21 protein-coding genes and 1 tRNA gene are annotated in these 22,349 nt (G+C 74.7%); 13 read left to right on the forward strand and 9 right to left on the reverse strand.

Translation table 11 applies throughout. From position 1 onward, the window contains the following. The first annotated feature begins 239 nt into the window (after positions 1-239). A complete protein-coding gene (locus ACWCYY_RS28380) occupies positions 240-896 on the forward strand; it encodes a dienelactone hydrolase family protein (protein WP_449797641.1) in 657 nt (218 codons plus the stop codon). Between the two features lie 104 nt (positions 897-1,000). On the opposite strand, the gene ACWCYY_RS28385 is transcribed toward ACWCYY_RS28380, so the two are convergent. Further along, on the reverse strand, positions 1,001-2,257 hold the full coding sequence (locus ACWCYY_RS28385) for an SLC13 family permease (protein WP_449797642.1): 1,257 nt from the start codon (positions 2,255-2,257) through the stop codon (positions 1,001-1,003). Positions 2,258-2,434: 177 nt separating this feature from the next. On the opposite strand from ACWCYY_RS28385, the gene ACWCYY_RS28390 reads away from it, so the two are divergent. Then, positions 2,435-4,045 carry a CehA/McbA family metallohydrolase gene (locus ACWCYY_RS28390; RefSeq protein ID WP_449797643.1) on the forward strand — a complete coding sequence of 537 codons (1,611 nt, stop codon included), beginning with the start codon at positions 2,435-2,437 and terminating at the stop codon, positions 4,043-4,045. A 46-nt stretch (positions 4,046-4,091) separates the two neighbouring features. Here the strand turns inward: ACWCYY_RS28390 and ACWCYY_RS28395 are convergent, their stop codons facing one another. Continuing rightward, complete coding sequence (locus ACWCYY_RS28395) at positions 4,092-5,375, reverse strand: glycosyltransferase family 39 protein (protein WP_449797644.1); 1,284 nt, start codon at positions 5,373-5,375, stop codon at positions 4,092-4,094. Positions 5,376-5,495: 120 nt separating this feature from the next. Then, on the reverse strand, positions 5,496-6,569 hold the full coding sequence (locus tag ACWCYY_RS28400) for a PP2C family protein-serine/threonine phosphatase (protein ID WP_449797645.1): 1,074 nt from the start codon (positions 6,567-6,569) through the stop codon (positions 5,496-5,498). A 211-nt stretch (positions 6,570-6,780) separates the two neighbouring features. Here ACWCYY_RS28400 and ACWCYY_RS28405 point away from each other — a divergent pair, with 211 nt between their 5' ends. The 5 genes from ACWCYY_RS28405 to ACWCYY_RS28425 all read left to right on the forward strand — a co-directional run bounded on the left by ACWCYY_RS28405 (position 6,781) and on the right by ACWCYY_RS28425 (position 11,290). After that, positions 6,781-7,272, forward strand: coding sequence for a hypothetical protein (locus ACWCYY_RS28405; protein WP_449797646.1), 492 nt, complete (start codon positions 6,781-6,783; stop codon positions 7,270-7,272). Between the two features lie 81 nt (positions 7,273-7,353). Continuing rightward, positions 7,354-7,935, forward strand: a complete 582-nt coding sequence (locus ACWCYY_RS28410) for a histidine kinase (protein WP_449797647.1) — start codon at positions 7,354-7,356, stop codon at positions 7,933-7,935. Positions 7,936-8,020: 85 nt separating this feature from the next. Beyond that, positions 8,021-8,524 (forward strand): methylated-DNA--[protein]-cysteine S-methyltransferase, encoded by a 504-nt coding sequence (locus ACWCYY_RS28415; RefSeq protein WP_449797648.1) that lies wholly within the window; start codon positions 8,021-8,023, stop codon positions 8,522-8,524. Between the two features lie 138 nt (positions 8,525-8,662). After that, positions 8,663-9,472 carry a DUF4389 domain-containing protein gene (locus ACWCYY_RS28420; protein ID WP_449797649.1) on the forward strand — a complete coding sequence of 270 codons (810 nt, stop codon included), beginning with the start codon at positions 8,663-8,665 and terminating at the stop codon, positions 9,470-9,472. Between the two features lie 138 nt (positions 9,473-9,610). Then, positions 9,611-11,290 carry a carboxylesterase family protein gene (locus ACWCYY_RS28425; protein WP_449797650.1) on the forward strand — a complete coding sequence of 560 codons (1,680 nt, stop codon included), beginning with the start codon at positions 9,611-9,613 and terminating at the stop codon, positions 11,288-11,290. A gap of 165 nt (positions 11,291-11,455) precedes the next feature. On the opposite strand, the gene fusA is transcribed toward ACWCYY_RS28425, so the two are convergent. Continuing rightward, positions 11,456-13,516 (reverse strand): elongation factor G, encoded by a 2,061-nt coding sequence (fusA, locus tag ACWCYY_RS28430; protein WP_449797651.1) that lies wholly within the window; start codon positions 13,514-13,516, stop codon positions 11,456-11,458. 545 nt (positions 13,517-14,061) lie between these two features. On the opposite strand from fusA, the gene ACWCYY_RS28435 reads away from it, so the two are divergent. Next, the gene (locus ACWCYY_RS28435; RefSeq protein WP_345283174.1) at positions 14,062-14,301 is read left to right on the forward strand and encodes a hypothetical protein; all 240 of its coding nucleotides are present in this window, start codon (positions 14,062-14,064) and stop codon (positions 14,299-14,301) included. Positions 14,302-14,372: 71 nt separating this feature from the next. Here the strand turns inward: ACWCYY_RS28435 and ACWCYY_RS28440 are convergent. Both ACWCYY_RS28440 and ACWCYY_RS28445 read right to left on the reverse strand, forming a co-directional pair. Then, a tRNA-Cys gene (locus ACWCYY_RS28440) sits at positions 14,373-14,443 on the reverse strand. 90 nt (positions 14,444-14,533) lie between these two features. Beyond that, a complete protein-coding gene (locus tag ACWCYY_RS28445; RefSeq protein WP_449797652.1) occupies positions 14,534-15,526 on the reverse strand; it encodes an adenosine deaminase in 993 nt (330 codons plus the stop codon). Positions 15,527-15,659: 133 nt separating this feature from the next. Between ACWCYY_RS28445 and ACWCYY_RS28450 the strand changes: the two genes are divergently transcribed. The 3 genes from ACWCYY_RS28450 to ACWCYY_RS28460 all read left to right on the forward strand — a co-directional run bounded on the left by ACWCYY_RS28450 (position 15,660) and on the right by ACWCYY_RS28460 (position 17,815). After that, positions 15,660-16,307, forward strand: coding sequence for a hypothetical protein (locus tag ACWCYY_RS28450; RefSeq protein WP_380150105.1), 648 nt, complete (start codon positions 15,660-15,662; stop codon positions 16,305-16,307). Positions 16,308-16,421: 114 nt separating this feature from the next. Further along, positions 16,422-17,219, forward strand: coding sequence for a DsbA family protein (locus ACWCYY_RS28455; protein ID WP_380150104.1), 798 nt, complete (start codon positions 16,422-16,424; stop codon positions 17,217-17,219). Further along, positions 17,216-17,815 carry a vitamin K epoxide reductase family protein gene (locus ACWCYY_RS28460; protein WP_380150103.1) on the forward strand — a complete coding sequence of 200 codons (600 nt, stop codon included), beginning with the start codon at positions 17,216-17,218 and terminating at the stop codon, positions 17,813-17,815. The genes ACWCYY_RS28455 and ACWCYY_RS28460 overlap by 4 nt, the downstream gene beginning before the upstream one ends. On the opposite strand, the gene ACWCYY_RS28465 is transcribed toward ACWCYY_RS28460, so the two are convergent. The 3 genes from ACWCYY_RS28465 to ACWCYY_RS28475 all read right to left on the reverse strand — a co-directional run bounded on the left by ACWCYY_RS28465 (position 17,794) and on the right by ACWCYY_RS28475 (position 20,472). Beyond that, positions 17,794-18,474, reverse strand: a complete 681-nt coding sequence (locus ACWCYY_RS28465; protein WP_449797653.1) for a YoaK family protein — start codon at positions 18,472-18,474, stop codon at positions 17,794-17,796. The genes ACWCYY_RS28460 and ACWCYY_RS28465 overlap by 22 nt on opposite strands. Positions 18,475-18,569: 95 nt before the next feature. After that, positions 18,570-19,463, reverse strand: coding sequence for a non-homologous end-joining DNA ligase (gene ligD, locus ACWCYY_RS28470; RefSeq protein WP_449797654.1), 894 nt, complete (start codon positions 19,461-19,463; stop codon positions 18,570-18,572). After that, positions 19,456-20,472, reverse strand: coding sequence for a PHP domain-containing protein (locus ACWCYY_RS28475; RefSeq protein ID WP_380150100.1), 1,017 nt, complete (start codon positions 20,470-20,472; stop codon positions 19,456-19,458). The genes ligD and ACWCYY_RS28475 overlap by 8 nt, the downstream gene beginning before the upstream one ends. A gap of 130 nt (positions 20,473-20,602) precedes the next feature. Between ACWCYY_RS28475 and ACWCYY_RS28480 the strand changes: the two genes are divergently transcribed. Then, positions 20,603-20,914 (forward strand): DUF6158 family protein, encoded by a 312-nt coding sequence (locus ACWCYY_RS28480; RefSeq protein WP_380150099.1) that lies wholly within the window; start codon positions 20,603-20,605, stop codon positions 20,912-20,914. A 37-nt stretch (positions 20,915-20,951) separates the two neighbouring features. Next, positions 20,952-22,346, forward strand: a complete 1,395-nt coding sequence (locus tag ACWCYY_RS28485; protein ID WP_449797655.1) for an aldehyde dehydrogenase family protein — start codon at positions 20,952-20,954, stop codon at positions 22,344-22,346. Positions 22,347-22,349 lie beyond the last annotated feature (3 nt).

A 22,349-nucleotide genomic window follows, 5' to 3' on the forward strand; every position in this document is an offset into this window, starting at 1 on the left:
CGTCCTGAGGGGGCTCTCGGCCGTCTGCGGGGCGGATGCTTCGTGGTCACGCTCCGTCGTACTCGTGTACGCCCCCGGCGAGCCCCCGCACCCCTCGGAGCGCGACGACGCGCACGTTTCGGGACAACGCTCCCGGGCAGTCGCGCAGCAGGACACGGACGCGGGGGGCGGAACCGACGCGGGAGACAGGCGCGAGACCGAGCGGGGGGACGAGCGGGGGACGAACGGGAGGCGAGGCGATGCTCACCCAGCGGGTGGAGCTGCCGGTCGGCCCGGCCACCCTGGCCGGTGACCTCGTGGTGCCCCGCACGGCGGCGACGGTGGTCCTGTTCGCCCACGGCAGCGGCAGCTCGCGGCACAGCCCGCGCAACCGCGCCATCGCGCGGACCCTCCAGGACCACGGCCTCGGCACCCTTCTGCTGGACCTGTTGACCCGTCAGGAGGAGCGGGCCGACGCGCTCTCCGCCGCCTACCGCTTCGACGTCCCGATGCTGGGCCGCCGCCTGGTGACCGCCGTGGACTGGCTGGGCGAGCACCCGGCCACCGCCCGGCTCGCGGTCGGCCTGTTCGGTGCCAGCACCGGCGCGGCGGCCGCCCTGCAGGCGGCCGCGCAGCGGCCGGAACGGGTGCGCGCGGTGGTCAGCCGGGGCGGGCGGCCGGACTTGGCCGGGGCAGCGCTCGAACAGGTGCGGGCACCGGTGCTGATGATCGTCGGCGGCCGGGACGGGACGGTGCTCGCGCTCAACCGCGAGGCCGCCGCCCGGATCACCGCGCCGCACCGGATCGCGGTGGTCCCGGGGGCCGGGCACCTGTTCGAGGAGCTGGGGTCGCTGGAGCAGGTGGCGGCGCTGACCGCCGCCTGGTTCCGCGAGGTGAACGGGACCGGCGTGTTCTGACCCACGCCCGCGCCGCGGGCAGCCCCCGTCCCGGCCGCCCGACGTACCGTCAGACCCCGTTCAGAACCCGACCAGACCCCGATCAGGCCCGGTTCGGACCCGGATCAGACCCCGATCAGACGCAGCGAGAGCCAGAGCGCGGGCACCGCGAGCCCCAGCGCGAGCGGCACGGTCAGCAGCGAGAGCCGGGTGAACTCCCCCAGCCGCACCAGCTCCCCGCCCCGCTCCTGCACGATCCGCCGCCAGAGCAGGGTGGCCAGCGAGCCCGCGTAGCTGAGGTTCGGCCCGATGTTCACCCCGAGCAGGACGGCCAGCACCGCGCCCGGGCCGGACGGCAGGGCCAGCGGGAGGAGCACCAGCACGGCGGGCAGGTTGTTGATCACGTTGGCCAGGACGGCGGCCAGGGCCGCGAGCGCGAAGAGCGCGCCCAGCGAGTCCCCGGCCGGGGTGAGGTGGCCGAGCGCGTCGGCCAGGCCGTGGTCGACCACGGCCTTGACCACCACGCCGAGGGCGAGCACGAAGGCCAGGAAGGGGATGTTGGCGGCCCGCACCAGCCCGCCCGGCGTCACGGTGCGGCGGCGCAGCGCCCGGACGGCCAGCACCAGCGCCCCGGCGGCGGCCGCCCAGACCGGTTCGGCGCCGAGCGCGGAGGCCAGCACGAAGCCGCCCAGGGTGGCGGCCAGCACCACCAGGGCGAAGACCGGCCGCTCGGCCGGCTCCGCGTCGTGCTGCGGGCGGGCCGAGGCGGTCAGGTCGGCGGCGAAGAACCACCGCAGGACGACGTACTCGGCGGCGATGGCGACCACCCAGGGCAGCGCCATCAGGGCGGCGAAGCGGGTGAAGGCCAGGCCGCTGGCGGTGAAGACCAGCAGGTTGGTGAGGTTGGAGACGGGCAGCAGCAGCGAGGCGGTGTTGGAGAGGTGGGCGGCGGCGTACGAGTGGGGCCGGGCCCGGACCCCGAGGCGGGTGGCGGTGGCGAAGACCACGGGGGTGAGCAGCACCACGGTGGCGTCCAGGCTGAGCACGGCGGTGACCACCGAGCAGAGCAGGAAGACCTGGGCCAGCAGCCGCCCGGGCGTCCCGGCGGTCCGCGCCATCCAGGCCCCGCAGGCGCGGAACAGGCCCTCCCCGTCGCAGAGTTGGGCGAGCACCAGGACGGCGGCCAGGAAGGCGGTGACCGGGCCGAGCCGCTCCAGCTCGGCCGCCGCGGTGTGCCAGGGCACCACGCCGGTGACCACCAGCAGCGCCGCGGCGGGGACCGCGGCCACCGCCTCCGGCCAGCCGCGCGGTCGGACCACGGCGCAGACCAGGACGATGAGCAGCAGCGCGACGGAGAGCAGTGTCGCGGCGGTGTGGTTCACGGGGACGTCCCAGCAGTTCGGTGGTTCGTTCGGACAGCGACCGCCCATCGAACCACGCCCGCCGTACCCGCCCGCCACCGACCCGCCCGCGGTCCGAGGGGCCCGTATCACCGCCGGTTCACCGGGCGGGGGAAGGAGCCCGCGCGGCACTGGAGCCACCGACGGGAGGACGGACGGATGGACGAGCACAGGGAACCGGGCACGGACGGGATCGGACGGCGCGGCCTGCTGGCCGGGGCGGCGGCGGTCGGGTTCACCGTCGCGGCCGCGGGCGCCGCACCGGCCGCGGCGGCGGACGGCGAACAGTCCCCCTCAGGCGGGGTGCCCGCCGACGGCAGCGAGCGGACGGTGGTCCTGACGGGCCGTCTGGAGACCGGCGCGCCCGACTTCGTGCACCTGCCGGTGGAGGTCCCGCCGGGCGTGCGCGAGCTGGCGGTCCGTTACTCCTACGACCGCCCGGCGGTGCCGCCCGGCACCCCGGGCAACTCCTGCGACATCGGGATCTTCGACGAGCGCGGCACCGAGCTGGGCGGCCCGGGTTTCCGGGGCTGGTCCGGCGGCTTCCGCACCGAGTTCGCGATCAGCCGGGCGCAGGCCACCCCGGGCTACCTGCCGGGCCCGGTCCGCCCGGGCCGCTGGCACGTGGTGCTCGGCCCGTACCAGGTGGCGCCGCAGGGGCTGGAGTACCGGGTGGAGGTGACCTTCCGGTTCGGCCCGGCCGGCCCGGCGTACGTGCCCTCCTACCCGCCGGAGCGGGCGGCCGGGCGCGGCCGGGCCTGGTACCGGGGCGACTGCCACCTGCACACCGTGCACTCGGACGGGCGCCGCACCCCCGAGGAGGTGGCCGCCGGGGCCCGCGCGGCGGGGCTGGACTTCATCGTCTCCACCGACCACAACACCTCGTCCTCGCACGGCAGTTGGGGCCCACTGGCCGGCCCCGACCTACTGGTGGTCCCGGGCGAGGAGGTGACCACCCGCAACGGCCACTGGCTGGCCCTCGGCACCCGCCCGGGCGAGGGGGCACCCCCGGCCGGAGGCTGGGGGAGGGTGGACTGGCGCTACCGGGCCCGGGACGGGGTGCACCCGCGGTTCGCCCGCGAGGTGCGGCGCGGCGGCGGCCTGGTGGTGCCCGCCCACCCGTACTGCCCCTACGTGGCCTGTGCCTGGAAGTTCGGCTACGAGGAGGCCGACGCGGTCGAGGTCTGGAACGGGCCCTGGACCTACGACGACGAGTCCGCGCTCGACACCTGGGACGCCCAACTGGTCCGGGCTGCCCGGGGCGGCGGCCGCTGGCTCCCGGCGATCGGCAACAGCGACGCCCACAGCGCGCCGCAGCCGATCGGCGCCCCGCACACCGTGGTGCTCGCCGAGGACCTGACCCGGGACCACGTGCTGGCCGGGCTCCGGGCGGGCCGCAGCTGGATCGCCGGCTCCACCGCCGTGCAGCTCGACCTGACGGCCGTCGGCGCGGGCCGCACGGCCGGCATCGGCGAGCGCCTGGCGGTCGCCCCGGACGCCCCGGTGGACGTCCGGCTATCCGTCTCGGGCGTCCCGAACGGCACCCTGCGCCTGATCACCGACGAGGGCCAGCTCCGCCAGGAGGCCCTCCCCACGAGCGGCACGGGCGTCCTCGTCTGGCGCACCACCGCCTCGCTCGCCGCCTACGTCCGCGCCGAGGTCCGCCACCCCAGGCCCGACGGCTCCCCGGGCCGGGGCAACGCCATGGGCCCCGATCTGCCCTGGGGCCCGATGGCCGCCCTCACCAACCCGGTCCTCCTCGGCCACTGACCCGGCCGGTGAGCCGACCGGTGAGCCGGCCGGTGAGCCGGCCGGTCTACGGGATGCCCAGCTCGAAGAGGACGTAGCCCGCGTACCAGCCGGAGGCGATCGCCGCCCATCCCACCAGGGCCCCGAGGGCCGGGAGGGAGAGGCGGCGCAGCGCCACCGCGATCGGCAGGAAGAGCGGGAAGACCGGCAGCAGGTAGCGGGAGGTGTTGCCGAAGATCTGGGAGCTGCCGAGCACCAGGACGATGGTGACCGCGGTGTAGACGAGCAGGAAGACCGGGACCTTGAGCCGGACGAGCAGGAAGAGCAACGGCGGCAGCAGGAGCACCAGGAAGAGCGCGATCATGTCCTCGGTCGGATAGGTGAAGGCGTAGACGCCCTTGCCGAGGAGGAGCGTCTTCAGCACCGTGAAGGTGTGGTCGCCGTAGTCGAAGAAGTGCAGCCAGGCGCCCTTCTGGAGCTTGAAGTAGCCGCCCCAGTCACCCATCCGCCAGTTCACCCAGGCCAGGTAGCCGACGAAGCCGAGCGGGGCGATGACCAGGGCGCTGACCGGCCCGAGCCAGCCGTCCCGACGCTGGTAGAGGGCGATCAGCGCGGCCACCCCGAGCGCGGCGACCAGGGCGGCGGCGGTCGGCCGGTTGAGCCCGGCGACGAAGACGGTGACCCCGGCGGCCAGCCAGCGGCGCTCCACGATCAGGTAGCAGGACCAGGCGGCGAGCGCGACGAACAGCGAGTCGGAGTAGACCGCCCACTCGACGCCGGAGCCGGGGAAGAACCCCCAGACGGCGGCGGCGATGACGCCGGTGCGGCGGTCGAACAGACGGGCCGTCAGGGCGTAGATCCCGGCGGCCGCGGCGAAGGAGGCGAGGATCGAGACCACCATGCCGGCCCCGTACGGGCCGAGGCCGGTGACGGCGGAGACCAGCTTCATGGCGCCGGGGTAGAGCGGGAAGAAGGCCACCGAGTTCTGCTCGAACTCGAACGGCGGCGGGCCGATCACCTTGATCGGGGCGGGGTGGTAGCCGTTGACGGCGATCTGCTGGTACCACCAGCCGTCCCAGCCGCCCACCACGTCCCAGGGCTTGGCGCCGCCGCCGAACCGGGGGTTGTTCGCGAGGTAGTCGCCGGACCAGCCGAGCAGCCACATGAAGACCGTGAAGCCGGTCAGCTTCACCGTGCCGTAGACGGCCAGGGCCGGACCGTACTCGTGGGCGGCGCGACGGATCCAGGCGGTCGGCGACTCCCCGGGCGGCGGCTCCTGCCGTGCGCCCTCCGGCGGCGTCCCGGCCCGCTCCGGGTGCTCGTCGAGGTCCGTGTCCGAGATCGCGCTCACGGTGCTGTCTCCTGACTGCTCGTACGGGTGCCCACCACCCCCTCGATGGCAGCGCTGAAGCGTGAGCGTACGCCATCAGCAGCTGGTCCAGACCGGTGACCGCGCGGACCGGACGGGGCGTCAGGGCCGACGGATCGTCAGGATCGCGATGTCGTCCTGCTGGCGGCCCGCCGTGTACGCCTGGGCCTGGGCCAGCAGGTGGTCGGCGAGCCGGCCCGGCTGCAGGCCACGGGCCGCGGCCAGCCGTTCGGCCAGCGGGAAGAAGGTGCCGTCGGCGGAGCGGGCCTCGGTGAGGCCGTCGGTGCAGAGCACCAGGGTGGCGTCGGGCGGGAAGCCGAAGCGGCCCACCGGACGCGGCCCGTCCGCCAGCTCGCCGAGGCCGAGCGGCAGCCCCGGTTCCGCCAGCGGGACGGCCAGCGGCGCGCGCTCGGGCCGCAGCAGGTACGGCGCCTCGTGCCCGCAGCCGACCACCTCGGCGGTGTCGGTGCCGTCGAAGCCGAGCACCAGGGCGGTGGCGAAGCGCTCGCTCTCGCCGAGCTCGGCCGCGTAGGCGTTGTGCCGCACCACCGCCGCCTCCAGCGCCTCGGCCACCCCCGCCAGCGTCGGCTCCCGGTGCGCGGCCTCCCGGAAGGCGCCGATCACCGCGAAGGCCACCCCGATCGCGGCCAGACCCTTGCCCTGGACGTCGCCGATCAGCACCCGGGTGCCGTGCGCGGAGGCGGCCACGTCGTAGATGTCCCCGCCGACCAGCTTGTCCTCCTGGACGGGCTCGTAGACCCCCTCGGCCAGCAGGTCGGCGGTGCGCTGCGGGAGCGGGCGCAGGATGCGCTGCTGCATGGCGGTGGCGGTGGAGCGCAGCCGCAGCAGCTCCTCCTCGCGGCGGATCCGGTACCAGCTGCCGGTCACCGACAGGCCGCCGATCGCGGCGGTGAGTCCGATCATCAGGAGCGAGTCGCCGAGCTCGCGCGGGTTGTACCCGAACAGCACCGCGGCCACGGTGGCCAGGGTCCAGCAGGCGGTGAAGGCGGTCTGCGGGACGGTGCAGAAGGCGGCGGCCAGGGCGGGGAGGAAGGCCAGCAGGCCGACCATCCGGATCGAGGTGCCGGTGAACTCGCCCAGGTACAGCACCAGGGCCGTGACGCCGAGCAGCCAGAGCGCGAGGGCGCGGTTGGACAGGCCCTGACGGGTGACCACGGCTGCGCTCCTCTCCTCGACCGCTCCCTCCACTCTCCCGACCCGGCGGCGGATCCGCGACCGCCGAGGGGGCAGCCGTGTGACGCCGCCCGGGGCGCGGGATCGCGGTGGACCTGACGCTCCCTCATGGGATAGACAGACCACCGGCCTTGCCCGGCGCGCCGCCGGGGGTCGGGGGACCGCCGAGGGGCACGGGGGACGGGGGACGACCATGCGCAGCATCAGCAAGCCGTCGGGGCGGGGCCTGATGACCGTAGGAGCGCTGCTGCTCGCGGCCGGGCTGGCCGCGCTGGCGGTCGGGGTGCTCGGCCTGCTGCCGGGCGGCTCGGGCGGGCCCTCGGGCGCCGTCCCCGGCCCCAGCACCAGCGGCGTACCGCAGACCGCCCTGCCGGCGACTCCCGCGACGCAGCCGCCGCTCACCCAGCCGCCGTCCACCCAGCCGCCCACGACGTCGGCGGTCACGACGTCGGCGGTCACGAGCGGGCCGACCACACCGACGGCCGCACCCGTCACGCCGGCACCGGCCACCACGGTCTTCGTGGTGCTGCCCGCCCCCGCCTCCGCCACGGCCGCCCCGGACGACGGCCCCTCCGTGGCCGAGCTGATCACCGCCTTCGCCGGGCTGGTCTCCGCCGTCGGCGGCACCTACGCCATGGTGGTGAGCGCCCGTCAGGGCCGTCCGGTGCAGCCGCCCGCTCCCTGAGGGGGCGCGGCGGGCGCGGCCCGGCTAGCGTCGGAGCGGTAACGGGGTGACCCGCGTCCAGCCGTGAGGGGCAGTCAGAACATGTCCGGTGACGACAACGTCCTCTTCTACACCTTCAAGGACCCGACCCACACCTTCGAGGCCTTCCACGACGTCACCCGCCTGCCGGGGGTGGCCGGGGCCGCGATCCTCCAGCGCTCCGCCGAGGGGTACCTCGACATCGCCGACAGCTTCACGCCGGACACCGGGCGCCGGACCATGGCGTTCAGCGCCGTCGGGGCGCTGCTCGGCCTGCTCGGCGGCCCGGTCGGGCTGGCCCTCGGGCTGGGCGCCGGGGCGGTGCTGGGCTCGGCCTCCGAGAGCAAGGACGCGCAGGACGCGTTGGAGGGCCTGACGGTGATCAGCGCCCTGGTCGACGACGGCGGCAACCTGCTGGTCGCCTCGGTCAAGGAGACCGATCCCGCCGCCGCCGACGAGATCGCCGCCCGGCTGGGCGGCGAGGTGGCCCGGATCCCCTCCGAGGAGGTCGAGGCCGAGGTCCGGATGGCCCAGCACAGGGCCGAGGAGGCGGTGAAGGCCGAGCACCAGGAGCACCGCCGGCAGGAGAACGAGGAGTTCGCCGAGCGCCTGCGCCACCTCTTCCGCGGCGGCACCGGCTCCTGACGCGATGTCGCATTTCCGCCGGTCGGGCGGGTCCGCCCCGGGCAGAGTGGGGAGCGTAGGCAAGGACCCGTCCCCGGGAGAGAACGTGACCACCCGTTACACCACCCTCGACAGCCCCTGCGGCCCGCTGCTGCTGGTCGGCGAGGACTCCGCCACCGCGAGGGGCGGTCTGGCGCTCGCCTCGGTCTCGATGACCGGCCAGCGGAACGCGGTCGTGGTCCGGCCCGACTGGGTCGAGGACGCCGCCGCCTTCCGGGAGGTGGCGAGCCAGCTGCGGGCGTACTTCGCGGGCGGGTCGGACGGCTTCGACCTGGAGTTCACCTCCCGGGGCACCGAGTTCCAGCGCCGGGTCTGGGCCGCGCTGGAGCGGCTGCCGTACGGCTCCACCACCAGCTACGGCGCGCTGGCCGATCAGGCCGGCCTCCCCCGGGCCGCCGTCCGCGCGCTCGGCGCGGCCATCGGCGCCAACCCGCTGCTGGTGGTCCGCCCCTGCCACCGGGTGGTGGGCGCGGACGGCTCGCTCACCGGCTACGCGGGCGGGCTCGACCGCAAGCGGCAGCTGCTGGACCTGGAGGCCGGGCACTCCTGAGGCCCACCGGGTCCGGCCCCGCCCGGCCCCACCCACCCGGCCCCGCCGATCCCGTTCGGGCCAGTCCGGCGGGCGGGCTGCCTCCGCTCCTGCGATGTTCGGAGTAGGGGGAAGCTGACGAGGCCTCAGGGAGACAGCATGTGGGACGCATCCGCGACACTGCCCGCGGGCGGCCGGGAGTGGCTGCCCGCGATGGACGTGCCGGAGCCCGGGCGGCAGAGCCGGCTCACCGTGTTCTTCCGGATGCTGCTGCTGATCCCGCAGTTCATCGTGTTCTGGCTGCTGTCGATCGTGGCCTTCGTGGTCGCCGTGCTGGGCTGGTTCGGCGCCCTGTTCACCGGCCGGCTGCCGGAGTTCGCGGCGGGCTTCCTCTCCGGGTACGTGGCGTACGGCGTCCGGCTGGAGTCGTACCTGATGCTGCTGGTGGACTCCTACCCGCCGTTCCGCTTCGACGCGCCGGAGCACCCCGTCCGGACGGAGGTGCGGCCCGGTGAGCTGAACCGGCTGGCGGTCTTCTTCCGCATCGTCCTGGTGATCCCGGCCGCGATCATCCAGGGCGTGCTGATGAGCGGCTGGTGGGCGGTCGGCTTCATCAGCTGGCTGGTGGTGCTGGTCCTCGGCCGGATGCCGCGGCCGCTCTTCGAGGCCACCGCGGCCATCACCCGCTACCGGTTCCGCTACCAGGCCTACTTCCTGATGCTCAGCTCCGCCTACCCGAAGGGCCTGTTCGGCGAGGACGCCCTCGACACGGTGCCCGGGAGCGGCCCGGTCTCGGCCACCCGCCCGCTGGTGATGGGCAGTTCGGGCCGGGCCCTGCTGGTGGTCTTCATCATCCTGGGCATCGTCGCCTACGGCGCCTCCTCGATCACCACCAGCGTCAACTCCGACAGCGACGGCGACGACGGGTACGCGCGGCACGCGGGCGTCACCGCCCCGGCGGTGCCGTGAGCCCTCGCGCTCTCCCCCGGGGCCGCCTCGTGGACGGGGCGGCCCGCGGGATGTGACGGAGTGCCCCGGTGCCGATGGAGCTCCCGCCGGAGGCGTCGCAGACTCGGCCGGGTCACCGTGTCGCCCGAGGAGCCCGTGATGCGATCGCCCGGCCCGTCCCGCCGCACCTTCCTGTCCGCCGGCGCCCTCGCCACCGCCGCCGCCACGACGGCCGTCGCGACGGTGACCTCGCAGCCCGCGGCCGCCGAGTCCGAGGAGGAGCTGGCCACCGCGACTGCGGTCCCGCTGGCCCGCACCACCGCCGGCTGGGTGCGCGGCGCGGCGGCCGGCGCCGTGGCGGTCTTCCGCGGCGTCCCCTACGCGCAACCCCCGGTCGGGCCGCTGCGGTTCGCCTCGCCCCGCCCGCCGCAGCCCTGGGACGGCGTGCGGGAGGCGACCGCCTTCTCGGCGCCCTCCTTCCAGACCGTGCTGCCGGGCAGCAGCGAGGACTCGCTGTACGCCAACGTCTGGACCCCCGGGGTCACCGGCGCCCGCCCGGTGCTGGTCTACGTGCACGGCGGCGGCTGGAAGTTGGGGGCCGGCAGCCTGCCGACCTACGACGGGGCGCGGCTGGCCGAGCGCGGCGATCTGGTGGTGGTGACCTTCAACTACCGCCTGGGCGTCTTCGGCTTCGGCCTGCACGAGCGGCTCGACGACCCGCGCACCGGGTCGTTCGCCAACTGGGGCCTCCAGGACCAGGCCGCCCTGCTGCGCTGGGTGGCGGCCAACGCCCGTGCGTTCGGCGGCGATCCGGGCAACATCACCCTGGTCGGGACCTCCGCCGGAGGGTCCTCCGCCTGGCAGCTCGCCCTGCTGCCGGAGGTCCGGCCGCTGCTGCGCCGGATCGTGCCGATCAGCGCCGCGCACGTCTGGGCCCCGGCCCTGGCGCTCACCCCCGAGGACTCCCGGACCGCCTTCGAGACGGTGGCCGCCGAGCTGGGCACCACCGTTCCCGGGCTGCGAGAGGTGCCTGCCGCGGCCCTGCGGGACGCCTGGGACGGCCTGTTCGCCGGTCCGGCAGACTCCCGGGCGCTGGCCAGCGGCCGGGAGTACCGGGGGCCGGTGGTGGACGGCCGCTGGATGCGCGGCTACGACCACCAGCTCCCGGACCCGGGGCTGCCGGTGCTCTCGGTGAACGCCGCCACCGAGGGCTCCTTCTTCACCGGCCCCGGCTCCCCGACCCCGGTGCCGACGCCCACCACCGATGCCGAACTGCTGGACACCGTCCGGCGGTACCTGCTCCGCGGTGCGGCCCGACCGCCCGCCGGCCTGGCCGAGCAGCTGGTCACCGCCTACCGCGCCGCCGCCACGGTGGAGGGCCGGGCCGCCGACCCGCTGTCGCTCTTCACCGAGATCCACGGCGACGGCCTGTTCCGCTACCTGATCGTCCGTCTCGCCGAGCGCCGTGCCCAGCGCTCCGAACGCCCGCACCACCGGCTGGAGTTCACCCACCCGGTGCGGGCGCCGTGGTTCGGCACCCCGCACGAGGCGACCTCGCCGTTCCTGTTCGGCACCTTCGCCACGCCGGCCAACGCACCGGAGTTCGGCGACGGCCCGCTGGAGCGCCGGGTCTCGGACACCTTCATCGACCTGATCGCCTCCTTCGCCCGCCACGGCCACCCGGGCAGCCCGAACTCCCTCACCTGGCCCGCCTTCCGCCCGGACACCCCGAGCACCCTGCTGCTCGGCGGCCCGGCCGTGGCCACCCTCGCCCCCACGCCCAAGGCCGCCCAGCTCCGCGCCTGGGACGAGGCCGGCTGGGTGCCCCGCCCGGCCTGACGCAGCGGGGCGAAGGTGGCTGCCCCAGGGGCGCGAGGAACTGCGCGAAGCGGAAGAAGCCGACCATCTGCCGGGTGCGGATGCTCACTTGCAAGTGATTCTCCGTACCCGGCAGTCGAGTCAGTGACTCCCGCAGCGCGCAGTTCCTCGCGCCCCTGCCCCCGCTCAGGCCGGTGCGTAGCCGTCGGGGCGTGCGGTGAAGGAGCCGCGGCCCTGCGTCCGGCTGCGCAACCGCGTCGCGTAGCCGAAGAGTTCGACCAGCGGCACGGCGGCCGTGACCACCGCCGTCCCGGCCCGCGCGGTGGAGCCGGTGACCCGGCCGCGCCGGGCGGACAGGTCGCCGATCACCGTGCCGACGGCCTCCTCGGGCACCGTGACGGTGACCTCGGCGACCGGCTCCAGCAGGACCATCGCGCAGGCCCGCAGGGCCTCCCGCAGCCCGTTCCGCCCGGCGGTGCGGAAGGCGGGCTCGGAGGAGTCCTTCACATGGGTCGCCCCGTCGGTCAGGGTGACCCGCAGACCGGTGACGGGGTGGCCGCCGAGCGGTCCGTCCAGCAGGGCGTCCCGGCAGCCGGCCTCCACCGCCCGGACGTACTCGGCCGGCACCCGCCCTCCGGTGACGGTGGAGCGGAACTCGAAGCCCGGCCCCTCCCCCGCCGGCAGCGGTTCGACGTCCAGGACCACCTGCGCGAACTGCCCCGATCCGCCGTCCTGTTTGACGTGCCGGTGCACCTGGCCGCTGACGCCCCGTCCGACCGTCTCCCGGTACGCGACCTGGGGCCGCCCTGCGGTGACGTCCAGGGTGTGCACCCGGCGGAGCGTCTCCACCGCGACCTCGAGGTGGAGCTCGCCCATGCCGGAGAGCACCGTCTGCCCGGTCTCCGGGTCGGTGCGCGCCGTCAGGGACGGGTCCTCCTCGGTGAGCCTGGCCAGCGCGGCCGCCAGCCGGTCGGTGTCGGCGCCGAGCCGCGCCTCGACCGCCACCGAGACCACCGGCTCGGCGGTGCGCGGGGGTTCGAGCACCAGCGGGGCCGACGGGGCGGCCAGGGTGGCACCGGGGCGGGCCGCCTTCGGGCCGATCAGCGCCACGATGTCCCCGGCCACCGCCTCGGCGGTGTCGGTGTGCCGGTCGGCGCGGACCCGCAGGATGCGGGCGGCCCGTTCGGTGCGGCCGGTGGTGGTGTCGAGCACGGTGTCCCCCTTCCTGAGGGTGCCGGAGTAGATCCGCAGATAGCTGAGCCGACCGGTCGGCGCCGCCTGCACCTTGAAGACCAGCCCGGCGAACGGCGCCGCCGGATCGGGCGGCCGGACGGCCGTGCCGTGGCCGTCCGGGCCGTCGACGGTGCCGCGCACCGGCGGGACGTCCAGCGGCGAGGGCAGGTAGGCCACCACCGCGTCCAACAGGGGCTCCACGCCCCGGTTCCTGTAGGCCGAGCCGCCGAGCACCACCACGGCGGCGCCCTCACGGGTGAGGTCGCGCAGTGCGGCCGTGAGCATCTCGACGCCCAACTCCCCTGCCACGCAGTACTCCTCGAACGCTCCGGGGTGCAACTCGGCCACCCGCTCGTCCAGTTGACGTCGGCGCAGCTCCGCCTCCGCGCGCAGCTCCGCCGGGATCTCGACCTGCGCGGCGGTCTCTGCCCCGTCGGCCCAGAGCAGCGCCGTCATCCGCAGCAGGTCCACCACGCCGGCGAAGCCGCCCTCGCGGCCGATCGGCAGCTGCACCGGCAGCGGGACGGTGTGCAGGCGGTCCCGGATGGAGGCCACCGCGGCGTCGAAGTCGGCGCCGGTGCGGTCGAGTTTGTTGACGAAGGCGATCCTGGGCACGCCGTGCCGGTCGGCCTGCCGCCAGACCGCCTCGCTCTGCGGCTCGACTCCCGCCACCGCGTCGAAGACGGCGACGGCACCGTCCAGCACGCGCAGCGAGCGCTCCACCTCGTCGGCGAAGTCGACGTGGCCCGGGGTGTCGATCAGGTTGATCCGGTGGCCGGCCCAGGTGCAGGTGACGGCGGCGGCGAAGATGGTGATGCCCCGGTCGCGCTCCTGCGGGTCGAAGTCGGTGACGGTGGTGCCGTCGTGGACCTCGCCGCGCCGGTGGGTGGTGCCGGTGGCGTACAGGACGCGTTCGGTGACGGTGGTCTTCCCGGCGTCCACGTGGGCCAGGATGCCCAGGTTGCGGACGGTGGTGAGGTCATGCTCGGTGTGGTGAAGTCGCTCGGTTCGCACGGCCGTTGGCCTTTCGGGGAGTTCCCGGACAGGACGGCGCGATTCACCCGGACGCGGCCGGCCGCAGGCCTCAGCGGGCGTGCGGGAGGGCCGGGGTCGTCCCGGGCCTGCGGTGCGGGGCGCGCAGCCGGCACCGGACGGCGCGAGACACCAGGATCACCGTGGACCGGCCCCGGGGAGCGTGGACGGCGCTGTGCTCGCGCATGGCCGTGGCTCCCCTCGTGTGCGGTCTGGCGCCGCCCGCGCGGAGCGGGCTGACGCGCGGTCAGTGCGGCGAGCCTAGCGAGCGCGTCCGGCCCGGCGCACCGGATTTAACCGAGGACCCTTGCTGACGGTCTGTCAGGTGCCGGACAGTGCAAGAACTGTCCGGAAAATGATCGTCTTCCCGTCAGGCACCCCCGCGACCTGCACCTTCACCGAACCACCGCATACTTCCGGTCGGAATTGGTCTCTACCATTGCTCCGTCTTCACATTCGGAGGAGGCTCCTCGACGAAGCGCAGGGACGAGGACCCCGGCGCTCACCCGAGGAAGGGAAACCCACTCATGTCGCTCCGCAAGGCACTCTCCACCGTCGCCGTGGCCGGCCTCCTGACCACCGGCACCGCCCTGCTCACCGCTCCGGCCGCACAGGCGTTCAGCTACACCTACGTCGGCGTCTACCCGACCGCCGCCTCCTGCCACGCGGCCGGCCAGGCGTACGTGGACAGCCACCGCGCGGTCAACTACTTCTGCGACACCACCACCCCGACCGGCCCGGCCCGGCTCTCCGTGGTCCTGTACTGAGGTGGTCCCGCACTGAGCCCGGACGCACCGATGGTGGGCCGCACGGCCGGCGGCCCACCATCACGCGTCCGAGGTGGAGAAAGGATTCGAACCCCTGTGAACGGCCTTGCGGGCCGTCGCCTCGCCACTCGGCCACTCCACCGGGCGATGCGCCCACAGTAGACCGGCCCGCCGCACCGCCGAGGGCGCGACACCCGCGCCGCGCGCGGCCTTCACCCGCTCGGCCCAAGCGCTACCGCGAGGCGCTCCGGTGGGCCTCCAGCTCGGCGAGGTAGCGGCCCCTGGTCTCCTCGTCCAGGAAGCTCGCCTCGAAGGAGTTGCGCGCCAGCAGGTACTGCTGGTCCACCGTCAGACCGAGCGCCTGCGCCGTCGCGATCAGGTTCTCGTCCACGTAGCCGCCGAAGTAGGCCGGGTCGTCCGAGTTCACGGTGGCGACCAGCCCGGCGTCCAGCATCCGCCGCAGCGGATGGTCGGCCAGCGTGTCCACGCAGCGCAGCCGGACGTTGGAGAACGGACAGACCGTCAGCGGGATCCGCTCCCGCACCAGCCGCTCCACCAGCTCCTCGTCCTCCAGGCAGCGCAGCCCGTGGTCGATCCGCTCCACCCGCAACAGGTCCAGCGCCTCCCACACGTACGAGGCCGGGCCCTCCTCGCCCGCGTGCGCGACCGCCCGCAGGCCCAGCTCGCGGGCCCGGCGGTAGACCTCGACGAACTTCACCGGCGGGTGCCCCACCTCGGCCGAGTCCAGGCCGACGGCGGTGATCCGGTCCAGGTACGGCTCGGCCGCGGCCAGCGTGGCCAGCGCCGACTCGGCGCTCTCGTCGCGCAGGAAGCAGAGGATCAGCCGGGTGGTGATCCCGTACCGGCCCTCGCTGCGGTCCAGCGCCGCGCCGAGCCCCCTGATCACCGTGCCGATGTCCACGCCCCGGGCGGTGTGCGCCTGCGGGTCGAAGAAGATCTCCGCGTGCCGCACGCCCTGCGCGGCGGCCCGCTCCAGGTAGGCCTCGGCCAGCTCGGTGAAGTCCCGCTCGGTGCGCAGGACGTCCATCAGCCGGTAGTAGAGGTCCAGGAAGGACTGGAGGTCGTCGAAGCGGTAGGCGGCCCGCAGCTCCTCGACCCCGCCGAAGGGGAGCTCGACCCCGTTCCGCTCGGCCAGCCGGAAGGCCAGCTCGGGCTCCAGGGTGCCCTCGACGTGCAGGTGCAGTTCGGCTTTGGGAATCGGCATCGAGCCATCCTACGCGGCCCGGCCGGGCACCTTCCCGCAGGTCAGCGCCGCCCGTCCTTATACGCAGCGAACAACCGTGAAGCCACTCACAGACGCCCCGCGAGGCCCCCGCCGCATGGCAGACTCGATCGTCATGAAGGGCAGTCAGGCGACCAGGGCGACGCGGGCCGCGGTGTTCACCGCACTCGTGGTGCCCCTCGCCGCCCTCGGCCAGGTCCTGTTGACCGGCCGGGCCCTGCCGCTGACCACCGTCGCGGTGGCCGCGGCCGCCGTCTACGCCGTGGGCCACGCCTTCATCGGCTCCAACCGCAGCTTCGCGCGCATCCTCGCGGTGCTGCTCCCCACCCAGCTGGCCGTCGGCGCCGTCTTCGACCTCGGACAGCAGGCCTGCACCGGCCCCGGCGCACCGCCGCTCGGCGGCCTCAAGCCGCTGGTCTGCTCCGGCGGTTCGATCGGCGAGTTCCTGCTCGACCCCGGCTCCACCCCCGCCCCGCTGGCCGGCATCCCGGTGCTCGCGGGCCACCTGCTGGTGGCCGTGCTGGCCGCCTGGGCGCTGCGCCTCGGCGAGTCCGCCCTGCGCGGCCAGGCCGCCGCCGGCCGCACCCTCGGCGAACTGCTCGCCGGCGCCTGGCGGTTCCTCCGCCTGGTGACGCCGCTCCCGGCCCGCCCGGTGCTCCGGCTGCCCATCCCCTCCTCGACCCGCGAACGGATCCCGGCCGAGGACGTCCTGCTGAGGCCCACGCTGCGCCGCGGCCCCCCGGCGTGCGCCCAGGCCTGCTGACCACCCGTCACCCCTGACGTCCCGTCACCCGCAGGCCCTCGCCCCGCGCGCCCTTCCGCACGACCGGCGCGCCCGCCCCAGGACCTCCGCAGCGACAGGAACCGACGCACCGCCATGAGCAGCAACCAGCAGAAGAAGCAGAACCAGTCCGCCACCGCCCGCATGCGCGAGCAGCACGCCCGCGAGCAGAAGGCCGCGAAGACCCGCCGCCGCGTCGTGGTCGGCGTCTCCACCGCCCTCGTGCTCGCCCTGGTCGGCGGCATCGCCGCCGCCGTCGCCTCCACCGGCGGCTCCTCCGACACCTCCGCCGCGAGCGGCCCGCTGGTGGTCCCCGCCAACGCGACCGGCGACGGCACCGTGGTGACCTACGGCAAGGCCGACGCCCCGCACACCCTCGCGGTCTACGAGGACTTCCGCTGCCCGATCTGCGAGAAGCTGGAGACCAGCGCCGGGAAGACCATCCAGCAGCTGGCCGACGACGGCACCTACAAGATCGAGTACCACTTCGCCACGTTCCTGGACCGCAACCTCGGCGGCAAGGGCTCCAAGACCGCGCTCAACGCGACGGCCGCCGCCCTGAACGAGGGCGTGGACAAGTTCAAGGCCTTCCACGACGTGCTCTACGCCAACCAGCCCGACGAGAGCAAGGACGGCTTCGGCTCCGCCGAGGCGATGCTCAACCTGGCCGACAAGGTGCCCGGCCTGAAGACCGACGCCTTCGTGAAGGCGGTCAACGAGGGCACCTACCTGCCGTGGGTCGCCAAGGTCTCCAAGGCCTTCGACGACTCCGGCGTCTCGGGCACCCCCTCGGTGCTGCTGGACGGCAAGCAGCTGAACGTCTTCCCGGACAACAAGGTGATCACCGGCGACGCCTTCAAGGCCCTGGTCGAGCAGACCACGGCGGCCAAGTGACGGCCCCGGTCGCGGCGGGCCGGAAACTCGCCTGGCTGTTCGTCGTCACCGGACTGCTCGGGCTGGCCGCCTCCGCGGTACTGACCCTGGACAAGATCAAGATCCTCCAGGACCCGTCCTACGTCCCCAGCTGCTCGATCAACCCGATCATCAGCTGCGGCTCGGTGATGACCAGTGACCAGGCCTCGGTCTTCGGCTTCCCCAACTCCCTGATCGGCCTGGCCGCCTTCGCGGTGGTCACCGCCGTCGGCGCGGGCATCCTGGCCGGCGCGGCCTACCGGCGCTGGTTCTGGCTCGGGCTCCAGGCCGGGGTGCTGTTCGGGATCGGCTTCGTCACCTGGCTGATGACGCAGACGCTCTACTCCATCGGCGCGCTCTGCCCGTACTGCATGGTGGTCTGGGCCGCGATGATCCCGCTGTTCTGGTACACCACCCTGCACAACCTGCGCAGCGGCGTGATCCCCGTCCCGAAGCCCCTGAAGCCGGTGGTCCGCGAGGCCGCCCGCTACCACTGGGCCGTCCCGGCCCTCTGGTACGCGGTGATCGCCCTGCTGATCCTCGACAGGTTCTGGTACTACTGGTCCACCCTGCTCTGACGCGCTGTCGTCCCGCCCGCCGCCCCGGCCGACCTCCTGGTCCGCCGGGGCGCGGCCGTCTCCCAGGCGGCCACTCCCACCAGCAGCACCAGCACTCCGCCCAGTGCCGAGCGCGGGTCGACCCACAGGTGCAGCAGGCCGCCGGCCAGCGCGCCGAGGAAGAGCGCGACCACGCTCAGCACCCGCCGCCGGGCCGCCGCCCCGGCGCCGTCGGCGGCCAGCCCGGCCAGCGTCCTGGTCACCACCGTGGTCGCCAGGTCCGGCACGGCGAGCTTGTGCACCACGCCGTTCTGCAGTCCCATCCCGAGGGCCAGCGGCACCAGCACCGCGTACCGCCCGCCGTCCAGCCACAGCCCGCCCAGCGACACCGCCACCAGCCCCGCCTGCACCCACACCACCAGCGCCAGCCGCTCCCCGCCCCACCGGCCCGCCACCGCCGCCCCCACCAGGAAGCCGGCCAGCGCCGTCCCCGAGGCGGGCGCGGACAGCTCCGACACCCCGGCCAGCGCCAGCCCGAGGAAGGCCACGTTCCCGGTCATGTTGGCCACGAACACCTTCCCGAGGTCCAGGAAGCTCACCGCGTCCACCAGCCCCCCGGCGAAGGTCAGCACCAACAGCACCGGCCCGAGCCGCGCCTTCGCGTGCCCCTCCGGAAACATCCACGTCGCCCGTCGCTCTGACATCCCCTCAGTCCACCAGCCGGCCCCGCCCCACCCGCCGACCGACGCGCGTTCGTCCCCTCACACAAGCCGCGCTACGCACCGGGCAGTCGGCCCAGGTGGCGAGGGGCGGTGAGGGCGGCCATCGGGTCCTCGGGGAGGGCGAGGACCTGCTCGGGGGTGAACTCGAGCTCAGTGGGGTGGCGGCAGGACTCCACGGCGGTCCAGGGGACGGGGGTGGAGACCAGAGGACGCTCGCCGGCCCGGAGGGAGTAGGGGGCGACGGTGGTCTTGGCACTGGTGTTCTGGGACCAGTCGACGAAGATCCGGCCGCGGCGCAGCGACTTCTCCATCCGGTCGACGATCAGCCCCGGCGCCGCCGCCCGCAACTGCCCGGCCAGCCGCCGGGCGTAGTCGGTGGCGGCCCGTTCGGGCACGGGGTGCAGCGGCACCAGCAGGTGCAGTCCCTTGGCCCCGGAGGTCTTCGGAAAGGCCGTCAGCCCGTCGGCGGCGAGCAGCCGACGGGCCGCCAGCGCGACGGCGCAGCACTCCACCACCGTGGTCCCCGGCCCGGGGTCCAGGTCGATCACCAGCCGGTCGTGCTGCTCGGGGGCGCCCCGCCACTGCGGGACGTGCAGCTCCAGCGCCCCGAGGTTGGCCGCCCAGACCAGCGTCGGCAGGTCGGCCACCACCACCTGACGGAACGTCCCCTCCCGGTGCTCGACGTCCAGCGTGGTGAGCCAGTCCGGTGCCCCGCCGGGCACCCGCTTGGCCCAGAACCGCTGCCCGGTGACGCCCTCGGGGAAGCGCAGGAAGGAGGCCGGCCGCCCGGCCAGGTGCGGCAGCGCCCTCGGCGCCACCGAGGCGTAGTAGTGCACCGCCTCGGCCTTGGTCCACCCGACCGCCGGGTAGAGCACCTTCTCCAGGTGGGTCAACCGCAGCCGCCGCCCGTCGACTTCGGTGTGCACCACCTCGGGCTGCTCACTCATCCCGCGCCCAGTCGAGGAGTTGACGCTCCGTCCAGGTGGTGACGACCCGTTCGGCGGTGATCCCGGCGGCGGCCGCCCGGTCGCAGCCGTAGGGCTGCCAGGCGAGCTGGCCGGGGGCGTGCGCGTCGGTGTCGATCGAGAAGAGGCACCCGGCCTCGACCGCGAGCGCGATCAGCCGCGACGGCGGATCCCGGCGCTCGGGGCGGCAGTTGATCTCGACGGCGGTGCCGCTCTCGGCGCAGGCGGCGAAGACCTTCTCGGCGTCGAAGCGGGACTCCGGCCGGGTCCTGGACCCGACCAGCCTCCCGGTGCAGTGGCCGAGCACGTCCATCCGGGGGTTGCGCACGGCGGCCAGCAGACGGCGGGTCATCGGCAGCGGGTCCATCCGCAGCTTGGAGTGCACGGAGCCGACCACCACGTCCAGCCGGTCCAGGAGTTCGTCCTCCTGGTCCAGTGAACCGTCGTCGAGGATGTCGCACTCGATGCCGGTGAGCAGCCGGAACGGCGCCAGCGTCTCGTTCAACCCGGCCACCACGTCCAGCTGTTGGCGCAGCCGCTCGGCGCTCAGGCCGTGCGCGACGGTGAGCCGCGGCGAGTGGTCGGTGAGCACCGCCCACTGGTGGCCGAGCTCGATCGCGGCCCGGGCCATCCGCTCGATCGGCACGGTGCCGTCGGACCAGTCGGAGTGCAGGTGGCAGTCCCCGCGCAGCGCGGCGGCCAGATCGGCGGCCGCCCCGTCCGCCGCCCGGGGCGGCGTCACCCGGCGCTCCAGCCCGTCGAGGTAGGTCGGCGTCCGCCCGGCCGCCGCCTCGGCGATCACCCGGGCACTGGTGGTCCCGATGCCGGGCAGCCCGCTCCCCTTCGCGGCCAGCGCGGCCGGGTCGGGGGTCTGCGCGAGGAAGGCCCGGGCCGCCTCGGCGGCCTGGCGGAAGGCGCGCACCCGGTAGGCCTCGCCCTGCTCGACCTCCAGCAGGTAGGCGATCCGCTCCAGTGCCTGCACGGGATCCATGTGGCTGCTGGTGCCCTCCGGGGCTGGCGGGGAAACTGGTTCTGCACCTTCTGCACCCACTTGCCCGGTTTCCCGGTGTGGGACGGGGGCAGTCGGTACCCAGGGGGGCCGAACGCCGAGGAGGCCGTCCATGCTGCACCCCGACACCCGCCCCGACGCCCACCACCCCCACGCCGCCCGGGAACCCCGCCCGCTCGGCGTCCCGGCCGCGGAGCTGGAGACCGGCCTGCTGCTGCGCGAGCTCCAGCAGCTGCACCGCACCCGCCACGAGACCTTCCTGTACGGCTCCGAGGAGGCGCTCAGCCGCCACACGCTCCGCTGCGGCCAGCTGGAGGCCGAGTACGTCCGCCGCTTCCCGTACCGCCACGTGGCCCCCGGCCGCACCCGCAGCGGCGCCCGCGCCCGGGAGGCCGCCGAGCGGATCGCCGACCACCCGGCCTGAGCCCCCTGATCCCCCTGACGCCCCACGGAGGTGCACGATGGTGATCGCGACCGTGAACCCGGCCACCGGCGAGACCCTGGAGACCTTCGAGCCGCTGGGCCGGGACGCGCTCGAACTGGCCCTCGGCCGGGCCGCCGAGGCGGCGGTGCTCCAGCGGGCCACCGGCTTCGAGGAGCGCTCCGGCCTGCTGCGCCGGGCCGCCGAGCTGTTGGACGCCGAACGCGACCGGATCGCGGTCACCGTCACCACCGAGATGGGCAAGCCGCTCGCCCAGGCCCGCGCCGAGGCCGCCAAGTGCGCCAAGGCACTGCGCTGGTACGCCGACCACGGCGCGGCGCTGATCGCCGACGAGCGCCCCGCCGACGAGGACGTGGCGGACTCCGGGGCCGCCTTCGCGTACGTCCGCTACCGCCCGTTCGGGGTGGTGCTCGCGGTGATGCCGTGGAACTTCCCGCTCTGGCAGGTGGTCCGCTTCCTGGCCCCGGCCCTGATGGCCGGGAACGTCGCACTGCTCAAGCACGCCTCCAACGTGCCGCGCACCGCCCTCACCCTGGCCGACCTGTTCCGCCGGGCCGGCGCGGCGCCCGGGGTCTTCCAGGCCCTGCTGATCGGCTCGGACCAGGTCGAGCAGGTGATCCGCGACCCCCGGGTGGCGGCGGTGACGCTGACGGGCAGCGAGGGCGCCGGACGGGCGGTCGGCGCGGCGGCCGGGGACGCGCTGAAGAAGACCGTGCTGGAGCTCGGCGGCAGCGACCCGTTCCTGGTGCTGCCCAGCGCCGACGTCGATGCCGCGGTGGCCACCGCCGTGAAGGCCCGGATCCAGAACAACGGCCAGTCCTGCATCGCCGCCAAGCGGTTCATCGTGCACGAGGAGGTCTACCCGCGCTTCGCCGCCGCCTTCACCCAGGCGATGCGCGGGCTGAAGGTCGGCGACCCGATGGACGCCGACACCGACCTCGGCCCGCTGGCGACCCGTCAGGGCCGCGACGACCTGGCCGCCCTGGTGGCGGACGCGCTGCGGCACGGCGCCACCGCCGACACCGGAGGCGACCGGGCCGGCGTCCCGGAGCGGGGCTGGTACTACCCGCCGACCGTGCTCACCGAGGTCTCCCCCGAGATGCTGGTCCACACCGCCGAGACCTTCGGCCCGGTCGCCACCCTCTACCGGGTGCACGACCTCTCGGAGGCCGTGGAGCTGGCCAACGCCACGCCGTACGGCCTGAGTTCGAACATCTGGACCATGGACCCCGAGGAGCGCGAGTACTGCCTGCGGGAGCTGGTGGCCGGCGGGCTGTTCTTCAACGGGATGACCGCCTCGCACCCGGCCCTGCCCTTCGGCGGGGTCAAGAACTCCGGCTACGGACGGGAGTTGGCGGGCCACGGCATCCGGGAGTTCTGCAACGTCACCACCGTCTGGCTGGGGAACCCCTGACCG

This window comes from Kitasatospora sp. NPDC001664 (assembly GCF_053596675.1).